20 protein-coding genes are annotated in these 14,660 nt (G+C 37.8%); 5 read left to right on the forward strand and 15 right to left on the reverse strand.

The features are described 5' to 3' along the window. The 7 genes from proB to LS684_RS12305 all read right to left on the reverse strand — a co-directional run bounded on the left by proB (nt 1) and on the right by LS684_RS12305 (nt 4,406). Nucleotides 1-1,116 carry a glutamate 5-kinase gene (gene proB / locus LS684_RS12275; RefSeq protein WP_233806342.1) on the reverse strand — a complete coding sequence of 372 codons (1,116 nt, stop codon included), beginning with the start codon at nt 1,114-1,116 and terminating at the stop codon, nt 1-3. A 22-nt stretch (nt 1,117-1,138) separates the two neighbouring features. After that, entirely contained in the window at nt 1,139-1,999 is an 861-nt protein-coding gene (proC, locus tag LS684_RS12280) for a pyrroline-5-carboxylate reductase (protein ID WP_233806343.1), read from the reverse strand. Nucleotides 2,000-2,617: 618 nt separating this feature from the next. Beyond that, nucleotides 2,618-2,914, reverse strand: a complete 297-nt coding sequence (locus tag LS684_RS12285) for a rhodanese-like domain-containing protein (protein WP_233806344.1) — start codon at nt 2,912-2,914, stop codon at nt 2,618-2,620. Nucleotides 2,915-2,931: 17 nt separating this feature from the next. Then, nucleotides 2,932-3,300: a rhodanese-like domain-containing protein gene (locus tag LS684_RS12290; RefSeq protein WP_233806345.1), complete on the reverse strand. Its 369-nt coding sequence runs from the start codon at nt 3,298-3,300 to the stop codon at nt 2,932-2,934. A 163-nt stretch (nt 3,301-3,463) separates the two neighbouring features. Next, on the reverse strand, nt 3,464-3,577 hold the full coding sequence (locus LS684_RS24220; protein WP_349293055.1) for a metal-sensing transcriptional repressor: 114 nt from the start codon (nt 3,575-3,577) through the stop codon (nt 3,464-3,466). 14 nt (nt 3,578-3,591) lie between these two features. After that, nucleotides 3,592-3,918 carry a rhodanese-like domain-containing protein gene (locus LS684_RS12300; protein ID WP_233806346.1) on the reverse strand — a complete coding sequence of 109 codons (327 nt, stop codon included), beginning with the start codon at nt 3,916-3,918 and terminating at the stop codon, nt 3,592-3,594. A 218-nt stretch (nt 3,919-4,136) separates the two neighbouring features. Further along, complete coding sequence (locus tag LS684_RS12305; RefSeq protein ID WP_233806349.1) at nt 4,137-4,406, reverse strand: hypothetical protein; 270 nt, start codon at nt 4,404-4,406, stop codon at nt 4,137-4,139. Between the two features lie 130 nt (nt 4,407-4,536). Here LS684_RS12305 and LS684_RS12310 point away from each other — a divergent pair, with 130 nt between their 5' ends. Continuing rightward, on the forward strand, nt 4,537-4,779 hold the full coding sequence (locus LS684_RS12310; RefSeq protein ID WP_233806351.1) for a DNA alkylation repair protein: 243 nt from the start codon (nt 4,537-4,539) through the stop codon (nt 4,777-4,779). Between the two features lie 150 nt (nt 4,780-4,929). On the opposite strand, the gene LS684_RS12315 is transcribed toward LS684_RS12310, so the two are convergent. From LS684_RS12315 to deoD, 7 genes are all read right to left on the reverse strand, one after another. Continuing rightward, nucleotides 4,930-5,850 (reverse strand): CobW family GTP-binding protein, encoded by a 921-nt coding sequence (locus tag LS684_RS12315; RefSeq protein ID WP_233806353.1) that lies wholly within the window; start codon nt 5,848-5,850, stop codon nt 4,930-4,932. Continuing rightward, entirely contained in the window at nt 5,850-6,245 is a 396-nt protein-coding gene (locus LS684_RS12320) for a hypothetical protein (protein WP_233806355.1), read from the reverse strand. Before LS684_RS12320 ends, LS684_RS12315 begins: the two co-directional genes overlap by 1 nt. Before the next feature lie 70 nt (nt 6,246-6,315). After that, complete coding sequence (locus LS684_RS12325; protein ID WP_233806357.1) at nt 6,316-6,543, reverse strand: DUF2164 domain-containing protein; 228 nt, start codon at nt 6,541-6,543, stop codon at nt 6,316-6,318. A 110-nt stretch (nt 6,544-6,653) separates the two neighbouring features. Continuing rightward, entirely contained in the window at nt 6,654-7,625 is a 972-nt protein-coding gene (locus LS684_RS12330) for an LCP family protein (RefSeq protein WP_233811639.1), read from the reverse strand. Nucleotides 7,626-7,878: 253 nt separating this feature from the next. Next, the gene (locus LS684_RS12335; RefSeq protein ID WP_233806358.1) at nt 7,879-9,342 is read right to left on the reverse strand and encodes a lmo1851 family serine protease; all 1,464 of its coding nucleotides are present in this window, start codon (nt 9,340-9,342) and stop codon (nt 7,879-7,881) included. A gap of 297 nt (nt 9,343-9,639) precedes the next feature. Next, nucleotides 9,640-10,416 (reverse strand): M15 family metallopeptidase, encoded by a 777-nt coding sequence (locus tag LS684_RS12340; RefSeq protein WP_233806359.1) that lies wholly within the window; start codon nt 10,414-10,416, stop codon nt 9,640-9,642. 284 nt (nt 10,417-10,700) lie between these two features. Then, nucleotides 10,701-11,405, reverse strand: a complete 705-nt coding sequence (deoD, locus tag LS684_RS12345) for a purine-nucleoside phosphorylase (protein ID WP_233811640.1) — start codon at nt 11,403-11,405, stop codon at nt 10,701-10,703. A gap of 138 nt (nt 11,406-11,543) precedes the next feature. Between deoD and LS684_RS24130 the strand changes: the two genes are divergently transcribed. Together LS684_RS24130 and LS684_RS12350 are read left to right on the forward strand one after the other, a co-directional pair. Continuing rightward, entirely contained in the window at nt 11,544-11,672 is a 129-nt protein-coding gene (locus LS684_RS24130) for a hypothetical protein (protein ID WP_267930225.1), read from the forward strand. 15 nt (nt 11,673-11,687) lie between these two features. Further along, nucleotides 11,688-11,837: a hypothetical protein gene (locus LS684_RS12350; protein WP_233806360.1), complete on the forward strand. Its 150-nt coding sequence runs from the start codon at nt 11,688-11,690 to the stop codon at nt 11,835-11,837. A 28-nt stretch (nt 11,838-11,865) separates the two neighbouring features. Here the strand turns inward: LS684_RS12350 and LS684_RS12355 are convergent, their stop codons facing one another. Continuing rightward, a complete protein-coding gene (locus LS684_RS12355) occupies nt 11,866-12,174 on the reverse strand; it encodes a YodL domain-containing protein (RefSeq protein ID WP_233811641.1) in 309 nt (102 codons plus the stop codon). 243 nt (nt 12,175-12,417) lie between these two features. Here LS684_RS12355 and LS684_RS12360 point away from each other — a divergent pair, with 243 nt between their 5' ends. Next, a complete protein-coding gene (locus tag LS684_RS12360) occupies nt 12,418-13,224 on the forward strand; it encodes a glycerophosphodiester phosphodiesterase (RefSeq protein ID WP_233806361.1) in 807 nt (268 codons plus the stop codon). A gap of 394 nt (nt 13,225-13,618) precedes the next feature. Beyond that, the gene (gene deoR, locus LS684_RS12365; protein ID WP_432418825.1) at nt 13,619-14,572 is read left to right on the forward strand and encodes a DNA-binding transcriptional repressor DeoR; all 954 of its coding nucleotides are present in this window, start codon (nt 13,619-13,621) and stop codon (nt 14,570-14,572) included. The last annotated feature ends 88 nt before the right edge of the window (nt 14,573-14,660 follow it).

Below are 14,660 nucleotides of genomic sequence, written 5' to 3' on the forward strand. Positions count from 1 at the left end.
TTATAGTCCTACGGGTATTGAAATATCTAAATGACAGACCATATCCTGTACATCGATGACAACACGATCTTCTTCTCTTCTTTCTGGATCAAGAATGTCATTCGCAGAAAAATTAACTACCCCAAGACCAATTTCTTCGTTCTCCTCATCTATGATTCGAACAACTGCCCCTTTAGGAAAATTACCAACCACTTTATTTACGAAGTTCGTTTGCAAACTTTCTTTTTTCATGAGGATCGCATCTCTTCCCGCCTCATTTGTATGAATTTCGCCTTCTGGTCCCGAATGAAACGCGATCCATTGCTTTTTTTGGTTTAAATTTATTGTTGGATCTGTCACTTGGAAGTAAGTCCCCATGGCTCTCCCACTAACTGCATCACAAATGATATTGGGTTTACCTGCTTTACCAAGGAAAGTGGTAATGCCTGAAGCCATGGCAATTTTCGCTGCATCAATTTTGGAACGCATTCCTCCAGTGCCAATTGTGCTTCCAGAATCTCCAGCTCCTGCTTCAATTTCAGGAGTGATATGATACACGTTCTCTAATAGCTTTGCGTCACGGTTCTTCCGAGGGTCCGCATCATAAAGCCCATTGATATCTGAGAGAATAATCAGCTGATCCGACTGGATTAAGCCAGCTACCTTCGCAGCAAGAGTGTCATTATCTCCAAACTTTAACCGGTCAATGGTAACCGTATCATTTTCATTTACGATTGGAATAATGCCTCGCTCGAGCAATACATGGATCGTATTTCGAACATTGTTGTATCGATTTTCATCAGAAAAATCGCTTCTTGTAATGAGAATTTGTGATGCGACGTATCCGTGTGATAGGAATAATTCAGAGTAGGATTCCATAAGGAGTCCTTGACCTATAGAAGCTGCTGCTTGCTTTTCAGGAAGACTTGTTGGCCTAACTATGCATCCTAATTTCCGATAACCAGCTGCTACAGCTCCTGAAGAAACGAGAACCACTTCATGCCCAGCATCTTTCAGCTCTACAATTTCTTCTGTTAGCTTTTCTAGCTTTTTTCTGCTAATCTCACCGTGTCTACTCGTGAGGGAGCTACTCCCGATTTTTATTACCACCCGTTTCTTCTTTTGTTCCGGGGTCATGATATCACTCCAATTGAATGGTTTAAATAGCTTGTAATTTGGTTTTTCCTTGAGGAAATGTTTCCAATTCAGAACTAATTTCTTTGGAACGACTAGCAGCTTCTTTTACGGCTTGGGTAATGGCTTTTCCCCCACCATGTTGTTCCAAAGCGGCAAGCCCTGCTGCAGTTGTTCCATTTGGAGAAGTTACGTTTTCTCGAAGCTCACTAGGTGTCTCCTCTTGGCGCTGTACCATTTTGGCTGCTCCAATAATGGTTTGAGATATAATTCTTCGAGTCATGTCTTCGTTTAATCCAGAAGTCCGAACTGCTTTTTCCATATGCTCCATTAAGTAGTAGAAATATGCTGGTCCACTACCAGCCATCCCAGTAAAGATATCCATGTCTTTTTCTTCGATTTCATAGACCTCTCCAATGCACTTGAATAATTGGATTGCGAATTGAATGTTTTGTTTTGTAGTGTATTTGCCTGAGGATAGTGCGGTGGCTGATTCACCAATCATACTTGATGTATTTGGCATGATTCGGATTACTTGTTGGTCGATGTGTAGGTGATTTTCAAAAAAGGAAGTGGAAATTCCCGCAAGAACTGAGATCACACATTGATTTGAATGGATATGACTCTTTAAGAAGTCTATTGCCACCTCTGCATCCTTTGGTTTCATAGCTAGGATAAAGATATCAATTTGTTCAAACGGAAGACGGTCTTGCTTTACCCCGTTCACCCCATAAGCTAATGCTAATTCGTTTAGCCGAGCTTCATTTTTCCGATTCGAGACGTATACTTGGTGATTCGGAATGATCCCTGCTTTAGTTATACCGGCAATCATTGCTTCTGCCATTGATCCTGCGCCTATAAAGGCAATCTTCTTTTTATTTAACATGTTACCTCTCCCATGTTGTTCGTATTTTGTTCTCTTTTGAAGGAACGTCTTAATACTACCATGCACACATCCATATTCAACCACTTCAAGGAAATTCATGTGTATATCGCTCATTTAGTGAGTGTAAACGCTACCATTTGAATGTGTATCCCATAAACAACGGCTCATCGTTGGAAATCAACCGTAATCGTGATATTTGAATAAATGATAGGTTGATTATGACAATGTGACCATATAAAAACATCGAATTCGAGTACATTGTTCCTTTTGAAACAAGGGCAGTTTTCCGTTCTAGGGTAACCGCTTGCCGCGTTGCGGGCGGTAAGCCTCCTTAACTTCGACTGAGAGGGGTCGCACATGTCCCACTGCTCCCTGCAGTCGTCACGCATCTTCTTCTTATAACTGTTCGACTTCGTATGAAGAAGATAGTTTTACCTGATAAAAAACAACAATCAGTGAAAAAATACCTAAAAAAAACAATATAACTTGGGCACGCCTTATTCATTCGCTTATTTCTTAAGAAGGTAGGAGTATTTGTTCAATAGATAAACAAAGAGGCTCTTGCGAAGGTCACGTGTTAACCCTTGCAGAGCCTCTTTTCTATATGGCAATCTATAATTACTCGACAGGTCCATTCCAGGACATCATTCCGCCTTCCATGTTCGTCACTTTGTATCCTTGATATTCTAAAAACTGTGTTGCTCTACTACTCCGAGCTCCTGAACGACAGGCAATTGTATATTCGGTATTTTTATCTAATTCATGCATTCGAAATTCGAGCAATCCTAAGGGGATATGAAAGGCGCCTGGAATTTTTCCAGCAGAAACCTCATCTACTTCTCGCACGTCTACAATGTGTATAGCTTCACCATTTTGAATAGCATTCAGAACCTCAGTAGTTGTCATATTCTTCATTGATAACTTCCTTTCACCTAACGCCAAGCGGACATTCCGCCTTTTACATTTGTAATATGGGCAAAACCATGTTTTTTTAGTATTTTACTAGCGTTAGAGCTTCTCATCCCACTTTGACAAATGACAATCACTTCTTGATCTTTGTTTAAATTAGCTATTTGATTGTTTAATTGATCAAGAGGGATATTCATAAATCCTTTCATATGATTCCCATTAAATTCAGCAGGAGTCCGTACATCTACAAACTGAACACTCTTAGGCTTCCTTTGCACGATTTCTTTTAAATCTTTCATTGAAATTTGGTTCACACCTACGGCAGGCTTAAAGCGACTCCAAAGAAATAAGGCGATTATAATAATAATGAGTAAATGAAACCATTGATCCATCTTTTTATTCCTCTCTTTATCTATTTTTGACAAGAAGCTGATTTGCTTCATTTACTGTGTCAACTGTTTCTTTTCCTTTTTTCCTTTCAATTACTAGAAATTGCTCTAAATTCTTGCTGACAATTAAAGCGATTGTTTTATCAACTTCTGAACGTATCACGGATCATTGGGTTATGGAAGACTTGCAGTCCTTCATTTCATCCATCATGCGTACAATCCCTCTTACTTGTCGTTCGATACTTTTAAAGCGATTCATCGCATCTTTTTCATCGTACATTCCACCAACTCCTGCTATGAATCAATTAGTGTGTACCCTTCCACTTGAAAGCCATATTTTCTTAAGAATCTAGCTCCGAAATTTTTCTCCAATTGATTTGAAGCAATAATGACTATTTTCTTATTCGGAATCTCATCCATATACCTTCCTAAATATCCACAAGGAATATTAATGGCACCATATATAGGTTTATTCGCTGAATCTTGAAAATCTCGCACATCTACTTTGACCATTTCAGGTAGACTATTCTCTGCAGACAGCAATGGAAGATTTTTCACAGGTATATAACGACGGAGAAACAAGAACACAATAAATATTAGAAAGAATATATATATAAACACCGTATTCACCTCATGTTACTCTCTAACAGCTTACAAAAAGATAATATACCACTAAGGGTATAATTTCAAGTGTTTTGTTTCTTCGTTTTTATCACAAGTCGTTTGCTCAACAACTATTGCACTTTTTCCTTCCAGCTTTTCTGCACAATAAAATACCCCAGCATTACATCACTGGGGAGTTAGATTCCTTTCTCGCAATTAATACGATGTCCTGTCATTTATACACCTCTTATATCATTGGCTTGTTCAATATGTAATTCAATAAGCTTCAGCTTCTCGATGTCAGTCAATGATGATTCGGTAATTCTGTTTGTTGCTAGAAAAAATTTTTCTTCTACTGTTTTTCTCACACGCGGATGGGTATTCTCATCCTTTAGCTCTCTCATGATCGCTTCTTTCAATGTGAGTTCTTCTGATTGATCCATCGTTTCGAGCGTTCGATTATTCCATATTTGGCGATATTTCTGTAATAAATGAGTCCAATTCACTGATTAAATTCCTCCAACTAATACGTTGATAGCGTTGTTATCCATATAACCCTTCAAACGTATTGTTACATATTCTTATTTAACTATGCAAAAAATAGAGATGAGTCAAACCTGAAAGGAGATATGAGAAATGACTGCTCCCTATCGTTGTCCGAACTGCAAAACAAACAAAAGCCGTTTTAATCTTATTCAACAGATTCCTCAATCAGTAAAGCTTGATCCGCAGACAGGAAATGTAGTGGAAGAATATTCACAAGAGCAATTAAGCCCATTTCATCGTGGGTATCAGGGTCCCAAGTACCGTGTACAATGCGGCGTATGCGGACTTATTGAAGATGAAAAAACTTATATAAAGTTTGGAGAGAAAGCATAATAAAAAGGCTGGGACATAAGGTTTTCACTCAATAATAGACCCATACGATTAGGTGATTATGTTAATCAATCATTAACCTAATAGGACTGGTATTCATTTGTTGAATGTTTTTACAATTATTTAAAACTAGTTTCCCAGCCTCTTTAAAGATTATCTTTCTTTTTCTAAAAGGGCTAATTGCTCCTCTATTTCACGCCATTGAATACCCTCTCCGATAAATACAAGGTTTAAAGGTAAGTTCATATATTCCTGCATATACAATGGCATCCCATATGAAAATTGAAACAATGTTGGATATTGTGATTGAGTAAACTTCACATACCCTTTTATGCGGTAAATAGAATCTGGTAATGCTCTTAAAAAATCTTCGAACTTTGATTGGTTAATCGAATGCTGAAAGCGATAAACAAATGTAGATAAGTTTAGGTCAGCTGCTACATGAGATTTTTGAACCTCATTTTTACTCCCAGCATTTATTGATCTGATTTCTTTTAAAGATACTTTTGAATAATTAGTTAAAATCAGCCGAGCATGCATGTTCAAGGATTGAATTTCGAGCGAAATATTAGCCTGTTCAGACGGTGTTAACTCGTCTGTTTTATTTACTAGTAATAAGTCAGCATGACGCACTTGTTCAATTAATAATTGCTGCACTTGAGGGCTTAATTTCTTCCGCTCAACCCATCTTGCTCCGTCAACGACCGAGACAATTCCTTTAACATCCAATTTGTCTGCAAATAATGGAGACAATACGGCATCAAGAACCTCAACAGGATGAGCAGCACCAGTTGTTTCAATATAGATAACATCTGGCTTCTCATCCAGGAGCAGCCCTTGTAATTGTGCTTCTAGTTCATCTTGAATCGTACAGCAAATACAGCCATTTAATAGCTCTTTTAAAGGGACATCCTCTTCAATTGCATTTGAATCGATTGATACTTTCCCAAGTTCATTCATCATCACAGCTACTTTGCGATTCTGTTCTTTTTCGTTTTGGAGAAGCCGCTTCAACAAAGTTGTCTTCCCACTCCCTAAAAATCCTGAAAGAACATAAATTTCCACTTTCCCCATTATTCAGAACCCTCTCGTCTTTCCTCTATCATTTCTGATAAAATAGTTTCTAATTTTTGCTCAAGATCTTCTAATGTATGTTTGGTAAAATACCCTACTTTTTGAAACCATTCGCCTTTACATTTCCAAATTGGAATCGTCGCATTCGGGTAATATTCATCTTCCACTTCAATTGCAACTTCCAAAAAGGAGTCGTAATCTTGATCAAATACCTTTTCTTTCGAAGAGCGTTTCCCCTTTTTTTCGCGAATGAGCTCAATTAATAATTTCTCATGGTAAAGATGAAACGGTTCTTGGTACTTTTCTTCCACTCTTTTGCCTAAGTTCTCACAGGCTTCCTCAAAAGCATGTATCTCTTGTTTGAGCTGTTCATTAAATTGGACATATTGCTTCATGTTTTCACCTCAATTTACAGCTCATAATTTTATCTGATTTTAATTCTACTTACAAACAATATGTAATGAACTACTTTTGAATTTCAAACAAATCTTCCAGCTTTTCACTTATAAATTGGTGTGAATCTGCTACTCCTTTATTGTAAAACAGTGGAGCCAACTCGCTCATGAAAAAATCAAGTACTAGAATCGCTGCAAGGTCCCCAATTTCTTCGTCTCGACTGTTCCAAAAAAATTCTTTGATTGCTTCTGTCATTTGCTCTTTTTGCTCTTTTGATAATTCAAATGTAGCTGACAACTCTAATCCCCCCATTTTCAAGATATTTTTCAATCGATTCTTTCTTATCTTACCATTGGAGGAGTTGCAACTCTAGAAAGAGCTCGAGAGTTCACATCCCTCAAGCTCTTTTAGTTTTGATTATTTGGCTGAGATTGAAAAAATTCATCGAGTGCCTGCTGATTTTCATTAAAGTCTAGTTCAAGCACAGCACCTACATGCTCATAATGTCTATTTTCGAAACTATTGGCTACAGGAATTCGTAGCGTGTCGACTTGTTTTACTGGTTTTGCAAGAAAAGTTGCTCCTATCGCAAAATAATCATCCCAATTTAGATCTGTATCCATATGGACCATCATCTCTTTTAAAATGCCAGGAAGCTTGATAATTCCTCTCATGCTTCCTAGCTCCTCTTGAGCTTGATTTTTTAATGACACTAAAACTTCTTGCTGCCTATTTACCCTTCCAAAATCACTCATCGCATCGTGTCTAAAGCGAACATAAGATAAGAGCTCATCTCCGTGAAGCTTTCGTTTCCCAGGTCCCCCGGAGAATCCTCGATCATCAATCATTTCTTGTGTAAGCTCCACCTCAATTCCTTCCGGAGCAATAAGATCGACCACTTTTACAAATCCTTGAAAATCAATGACGGCCGTATAATCAATTGGAATTTGGAAGTTTTCCTCAATGGTTTCTTTTAACAATTGCTCGCCGCCAATAAAATAAGCATGGTTTAATTTGCTAAACTGAAGCTCCCCACCAGGAATTTCTACATAGCTATCCCTCATTAGAGATACGAGCTTAACTGATTGGTCTCTCGGATTGTACCTAGCTACCATAATCGCATCAGATCGTGAGGAAGGTTCACCTCGCGAGTCCACACCTATTAATAAAAAATTTTTTACTTTGTGATACGTGGGAAGCTCAAAGGGCTTTACGTCTTTAGTTGTTTCCACCTTCTCTTTGCTCTCACGGATTGGTACTTGTTCTTGCTTTTCTGTTTCTTCCATTTTCGGTACTCGTTCTTGCTGACTAAGCTGATCATGGATGCAAGCGGATAATAACAGAACTACCATTACAATCAGCATCTTTAATTGTTTCATCACGACTATATCACCTCAACATCATTGGGGTTAGTCACATTGTTGGATATTCAATTGAAATCTATACTTCAATGTTCTTACTTTCCCCGGTGGGAAGATGAAAAAAACACTCCAAATTTTTGGAGTGCTTTTTTGTGATGATAAGGCGAAGAAATTAAACCCCTTTTGTTGTCGAGTTTCGGAGCGCACACTCCGAAAGCTACTAGCATATTCCATCTCAAGATTCTAGCTTACGTACAAACATAAATTGTTTTTATTTTAGCTGTTGTTTTAAAACTTCTATTGCTTTTAAGATTTGTGTATCATTTGCTTTCATTTTATCTCTAAGTTTATCCATCAGCTTAATGGTTGCATCCCCTTTTAACGTTCCCGTCGGATCCAACTTTTCTGCTTTTTGAAATTGAATCACCGCTGCCTTTGTCTTCTCGTCAAAAAACCCATCTTCTCTGCCTGGATCATAGCCTAATGCTTTTAGCATTTTCTGAGCAGTTTTCACATCATTTGAAGAAGACGACAACGTTAATTCGGCTTCTGGATTAACAATTGGCAAGGATGCATATTCAGGAAGAGCCGCTTCATAATCCGGTTTAATGCCATTCTCATGAACCCAATTCCCTTTTGGTGTTAACCATTTTTCCGTTGTAAACTTAATGTTCGATCCATCCGAGAAATCCTGTGCTCGTTGGACAGTCCCTTTCCCAAAGGATTTTTCCCCTACTAACGGAATTCCTGCCGATTCACTCACCGCTGCTGATAAAATTTCAGAAGCACTAGCACTTCCTTTATCTATAACAACGACTAATGGTAGATTCGGATTGCTATTGTCCTTCGATGACTTAAATAGCTTTTTCTTACCTTCGCGGTCTTCTACCTGTAGCACTACTTCTCCTTCAGGAACAAATAGACTCGATATTTTCACTGCTTCATCGAGTAATCCTCCAGGATTTTGCCTTAAGTCAAGAATTAACCCTTTCATCCCTTGCTGCTGTAAGTCATTTAACACATCTACAAGCTCTTTTGTCGTGTTCGTAGAAAAGGTTGTTATTTGCACTTTGCCAATTCCATCTTCGAGCATTTCTCCATATACCGTTTCAATCGGAATGGTGTCACGAACGATTGGAATAGTCATTGTACTTTCCATACCTGGACGTTGAATAAGTAATTCAACTGTCGTACCCTTTTCACCTCTAATTTTCATAACGGCTTCTGTCGTACTTAGACCTTGAATACTTTCCCCATCTACTTGCAAAACTTTATCATTTGGTTTTAAACCCGCTTTTTCAGCTGGGGAGCCTTTAATCGGTGAAACAATCAGAATATACCCATCTTTCTCTTGTATTTCTGCTCCAATCCCTTCAAATGATGAGGAAATGCTTTGATGAAAGCTTTTCGCTTCTTCCTCGTTCATGTAATCGGAATAAGGATCTTCAAGGGCTTCTAACATCCCGTTAATCGCACCATCAACTAGCTTCGTTTGATCTAATTCCTTATAGTAGCTTTTTTGAAGTGTATCATACGTACTATAAAGCTTATCAAACTCATTGCGTTCCACTCCGACATCAACTGCCTTTTCATCCCCAAATGCCAATGCAAATGTCGTAATTCCAGCTGCTAGAAATACGATAAAGAACATTAGCATGACAAAATGAAATTTCTTCATTTGAATGAAACCAGATGGGTTGTTCGAAGCGTCTTGGTTTAAATTCTCATTTTCCAAACGGTTCACCACTTTCTCACTTAGAAACAATCTTCATATGTAAAATCCTTAATGTTTAGAATAACATTTTTTTAAATCAATTAACAAAAAAAAATGTACAAACAGCTAAAAAAGTATTTTTTATGGTCTGTTAGTGACTCCACATCTGGAATTGAGATGTATACCTGGGAAATCTCACTATATCAGCCGAAATGAAGAGGATATTCTTGAAATGATAATTATATCCGCAATAACAAGGAATATATCCGTATTTGCCGCATAATCAGAAATGGAGAGGACCAAAAATGGTCACTCTCCTTATATTTTTTCTACCATATTAAAATATTCTTCCATTGTTAAGTTTTTTTCGTACATAACCTTCGCCGCTTCTTCCCCTACAAAACGAAAATGCCAGGGTTCATATTGGTAGCCTGTAATTGACTCTTTCCCTTTTGGATATCTAAGAATGTAACCGAAACGGTAGGCGTTATCAGCAAGCCACTTCCCATCCTTCGTTTCCCCTAATTTTTCAACCAAGAGCAAATTCACTAAATGACTAGAAATGTCAATCGCTAACCCTGTTTGATGCTCACTATTCCCTGGAAATGCAACAGCTTGTACAGCTTTTTCTTCTCCCACTTTGCTTACTTCTGCCTGAAAAAGGGCCGATTGACGATCAGAAGAGCGATACCCAGAAACAGCGAATAAATTCACACCACTCTTTTTAGCCTCTGCAAACATCGCCTCCAGTGCTTGAGCTGCCTCTTGTCGAAGCTTACTCTTCTCCAGCTCCTCGGTCCCAAATGAGAATGGCACGTTTGGCCGGACTAAATCTGCTGGAACATAAGTAGATGGTAAACCATAAGTTTTATTTACTAATGCTAATAAATTTTCGGGGTTTTGAATAATATTGCGACCATCGACAACTTTTACATCATTGAAAAAAGCCGAGCTCAATACTAGAGCATCTTCCTTATCTTCAGCAGGTGTTTGTGCCGGCTGTTCTTCTACGTTAGCTGGTTCTTCTTCAACCACTAGTTCAGGATTATTTTCTCCCATATTGACAAATGGAAGCTTAGTTAAAAGATCATCCATCTGACTGCATCCTGTTAATAGGAAAGAGATTCCTACGATCCATATCAATTTCTTCAACATCATTCACCTGTCTCTATTAGCTATACTAAAATACAATATACTTACTATAACATGAAAAATCATGATTCCAATATTATTTATTTCCTAATTTAAAGAAGGATAAACGATGAGAAATTGGACTCTTCTATTACTACAAGTGCAGTTATTTTACGCTACTTGAAGCACTTTGTATCTTTTTACATTAATAAAAAAACTGCCCTTAGAAAAGGAGCAGTTTTAGTTGGTTATTCCTTTAACGCGGCTTCTAAAGCAACTTCAATCATCTCATTAAATGTAGTCTGTCTCTCTTCAGAAGTTGTTTCTTCTCCAGTAATAATATGGTCACTTACAGTTAAAACAGATAGTGCCTTCCGACCATATTTCGCTGCTAGTGTATAAAGTGCAGACGTCTCCATCTCGATGGCTAAAATTTGATATTGTGCCCATTTCTCATGCTCTGCGTGATCGTTATAGAACATGTCTGCGGTAAAAACATTTCCAACCTTCAAATTTAAGCCTTTTTCCTGGCCCGCATCGTACGCTTTCTTTAGAAGATCAAAATTAGCTGTTGGAGCAAAATCAATCCCGTTAAATGTTAAACGATTCATTTGAGAATCAGTTGAAGCAGTCATCGCTAAAATTACATCGCGAACCTTTACATCCTTTTGAATCGCACCACATGTTCCCACTCGGATTAAGTTTTGGACATTATAGCTTTGCATCAATTCATTGATGTAGATAGAAATAGAAGGTACACCCATTCCAGTTCCTTGTACAGACACGCGCTTCCCTTTGTAAGTGCCTGTGTATCCAAACATATTTCTAACTTCATTATAACATGTAGCACCTTCTAAAAAATTCTCAGCTATGTATTTTGCACGTAGAGGATCTCCAGGTAATAATACCGTTTCTGCGATCTCATTTTCCTTTGCACCAATATGAATACTCATCATTATAACCTCCAATATTCTTAACATGCTTTCACCCAAAACTATATCATACTCTTTCATTACTGAAAAACTTTCATTCAGCATGATTTTCGTACTTCCGGGAAAACTATCTATAGCTTTTCCAAAGGAGGGGTAATCATGCCTAAAGAACAGATGAGTAAAAAAATAGCCCAGGCTATCGAACATGCAAATGAAACAAATCCGTCTTCCAGATCGGGAACGGCGCCTCATACATCAAAAAAACCAAAAGTTAAGGGACAAAAATAAAGGGGGATAACAGACATGGGAAAAAAGCATCGCAACCGCGTAAATGCACCTAAGAAAAACAATCATATTCCGGCCAAAGATATTGTTGCAGAACATGAAGCACATGGGAAAGAGCTCACCTCAAATAAACGAAAAAATAGTCCTGGCTCAAACATAACTGAATAAGGAGAGCACGTTTGCTCTCCTTCTCATATTACCTCACCATGATTCGATTCACTTCCACCCACCCACCAGGCTTGAGCTGATAATAAAATTGCCCTCTACGCCCTTCATCAATTAATAGAATATCTCCAGTTGATAGAAAACGCCCGTGAAAATCTTTTGGCATTCGGTCAGGGACATTAAACTGTCGAAATGTATTTTGTACGCATTCCTTATGTGACCTTCCCTCTACAGTAAGTCGATACACTTGCTTATATCCTTTACGCTGACGAAAAACAGGCGTTTGAAAAATGGTTACATCAAATGTGGCTTGCTTTATTTTCGTTAATTGCATCAATATCCCTCTCCTCTTCAGCTATCTCTGACAAATACAATTACATATTGGACCTGTCGATTCCTTTGATGAATCCCTTCTAGTTTTGTCGATTTCAATTCAGCGATCGGATTCCCTGTTTACACATCCGTCTGCTAAAAAAAGAACAACAAAGATTGTGTAAGCAGGCATTATTCATGAAATCGGGTAATCAAAACGTCCTTTCTCTGCATAAAATGTAATAACATCACGAATGAGGGGAGATGACCTTTGAGGGTTAAAGAATTTTTGAAACAGCCTCTTCTTTTTTCTATCATTATTGGCTTAATAGCCTCTATCCTTTCCTACGCATTTCAGCCACTCTTTCCTTTTCAATCAATTGCCCATCGTGGAGCTTCAAATTACGCTCCAGAAAATACGATGGCCGCTTTTAATAAAGCGATTGATCTTAAATTTGACTACATCGAATTGGATATTCGCTTAAGTAAAGATTCTGAGTTGGTCGTTATTCATGATGCAGATGTTACACGAACGACTAATGGTGAAGGCTTTGTTAATGAATTGACTGTTACTGAGTTAAAAAAATTCGATGCTGGCTCCTGGTTCAGTCCCATATATGAAAATGAACGGATTCCATTGTTATCAGAAGTTATTGAAGAATATGGTGGGAGAATCGGGTTATTAATTGAAATGAAATCACCAGAAAACGATCCAACAATGACCAGTATCCTATCACAAATGATTTCTGCTGCAATTGAAGGAGGAATGGAGCCTCACATGTTCAAGGTTCAGTCCTTTCATGTAAATGAATTAAAGAAATTCAAACAGCTCTGTCCCCATATTGACATTGGCATTTTATTAAGCAAGCCCCTCGATATGATTCAACTAGCATCCTACCGCAGCTTTACTTCCTTTCTCGCAGTCCATCAAAAAATTTTATCCAAATCGTTTATTCAGCAAGCAAAACTATTTGACTATGAGATTTTCTCCTGGACCGTCAAATACCAAATTCAATTTCTTCAACTCCAAAAGTTAAAGGTACATGGAATCATTTCAAATCAGGAATGGAAGGAATAGACCAAAGAAATTACAGGCCGGCTCACCAGCCTGTTTTTTTCAATCGCAGCAATCCAGGAATATATAACCAATATTAGGTATTTCTTTTGGTTGTAAAGTATATTAATCGTTTAGGAATAGTCAAGGTCATAAGGAATGGAGCAACCATTGATCCAAAATCCACCGCTACATTTAATGGTGACCTCATTTTTTGCTCTTTTTTCTTTTACCAGAACATATATTCATGTGAATATGAATTCTTACTGAACTATGCTTTTTCTAGAAAAAATTCAGATATTCCCCCCTTCATTTTCTATTTGAACAAAATTACAGTTGCAGTTTTACATTTATTCCCTTACTATTAACTTATCATGTAAACGGTAACATAGATAGAGAAATCATAATTTAGGTGATGATGAGAATGGTTGAAGAACGAAAATCGAAAATAATTGAAGCTGCTAAGCTATATTACTTACTTGATTACAATCAATCAGATATCGCAAAGCAATTAGGAGTATCTCGCCCCACTGTGTCGAGATTGCTCCAATTAGCAAAAGAAGAAGGTATCGTCCAAATTAAAATCATTGATCCTGAAGAGGACATTGCAAACTTGGCGACTCAACTTGAACAAAAGTTCAATTTAAAAAAAGCAATTGTAACTCACATTCCACAATACGAAGATCATGTCATTAAAACGTACTTAGGGGAAAAAACAGCCAGTTATTTAAATGAAATCGTTCAAGATGGCGATACAATCGGTGTTACGTGGGGAACCACCCTTTATCATACTGCTGTGGAACTAAAGGAAAAGGCAGTCAAGGATGTAAAGGTTGTCCAATTAAAAGGCGGCGTGAGCCATTCAGAAACAAATACGTATGCGAACGAAATTCTATATTTATTTGGGAAAGCATTTCGAACAACCCCGCATCACCTTCCATTACCTGCGATAGTTGATCACATTGTAGTAAAACAAGCGATGGAAGCTGACCGTCATATTCATAAAATCCTGCAAATGGGCAGAAACTGTAATATTGCCCTTTATACCGTCGGACCGATCAAATCAGAGTCATTGTTGTTTCAACTTGGATACTTCACCGAGGAGGATATTGAGGTCATTTACAAAAATGCGGTTGGGGACATTTGTTCAAGATTCTTTGACTTAGACGGCCAAATTTGCAATGAACAGCTTAACACACGAACTTTAGGAATTGAGCTAGATGAGCTGAAAAACAAAGAATATTCCATCTTGGTTGCAGGTGGAGCAAACAAAATTGATGGGATATATGGCGCATTGCAAGGAAGCTACGCCAACGTACTCGTAACAGATCAATTCACAGCAAAATTCCTCCTCAATAAACGGAGTCAATAAATACCGTGACATATTATACAAACACGAAAACCATGAAAACCAACGCCCCAGACTGAAGGCAAACTTGAAGAATTTGAGTTTGCCTTCA

Source organism: Cytobacillus spongiae (assembly GCF_021390075.1).

Coding starts and splice junctions, on each gene's coding strand:
- LS684_RS12340 (WP_233806359.1), bottom strand. CDS start 10,416: ATGGATGATCTTTTAACTAAGCTTCCATTTGTCAATATGGGAGAAAAT.
- proC (WP_233806343.1), bottom strand. CDS start 1,999: ATGTTAAATAAAAAGAAGATTGCCTTTATAGGCGCAGGATCAATGGCA.
- LS684_RS12320 (WP_233806355.1), bottom strand. CDS start 6,245: ATGAAGCAATATGTCCAATTTAATGAACAGCTCAAACAAGAGATACAT.
- LS684_RS12290 (WP_233806345.1), bottom strand. CDS start 3,300: ATGGATCAATGGTTTCATTTACTCATTATTATTATAATCGCCTTATTT.
- LS684_RS12330 (WP_233811639.1), bottom strand. CDS start 7,625: ATGAAACAATTAAAGATGCTGATTGTAATGGTAGTTCTGTTATTATCC.
- LS684_RS12285 (WP_233806344.1), bottom strand. CDS start 2,914: ATGAAGAATATGACAACTACTGAGGTTCTGAATGCTATTCAAAATGGT.
- LS684_RS12350 (WP_233806360.1), top strand. CDS start 11,688: ATGGGAAAAAAGCATCGCAACCGCGTAAATGCACCTAAGAAAAACAAT.
- LS684_RS12315 (WP_233806353.1), bottom strand. CDS start 5,850: ATGGGGAAAGTGGAAATTTATGTTCTTTCAGGATTTTTAGGGAGTGGG.
- LS684_RS24220 (WP_349293055.1), bottom strand. CDS start 3,577: ATGTACGATGAAAAAGATGCGATGAATCGCTTTAAAAGTATCGAACGA.
- deoD (WP_233811640.1), bottom strand. CDS start 11,405: ATGAGTATTCATATTGGTGCAAAGGAAAATGAGATCGCAGAAACGGTA.
- LS684_RS12310 (WP_233806351.1), top strand. CDS start 4,537: ATGACTGCTCCCTATCGTTGTCCGAACTGCAAAACAAACAAAAGCCGT.
- deoR (WP_432418825.1), top strand. CDS start 13,619: ATGAGAATGGTTGAAGAACGAAAATCGAAAATAATTGAAGCTGCTAAG.
- LS684_RS24130 (WP_267930225.1), top strand. CDS start 11,544: ATGCCTAAAGAACAGATGAGTAAAAAAATAGCCCAGGCTATCGAACAT.
- proB (WP_233806342.1), bottom strand. CDS start 1,116: ATGACCCCGGAACAAAAGAAGAAACGGGTGGTAATAAAAATCGGGAGT.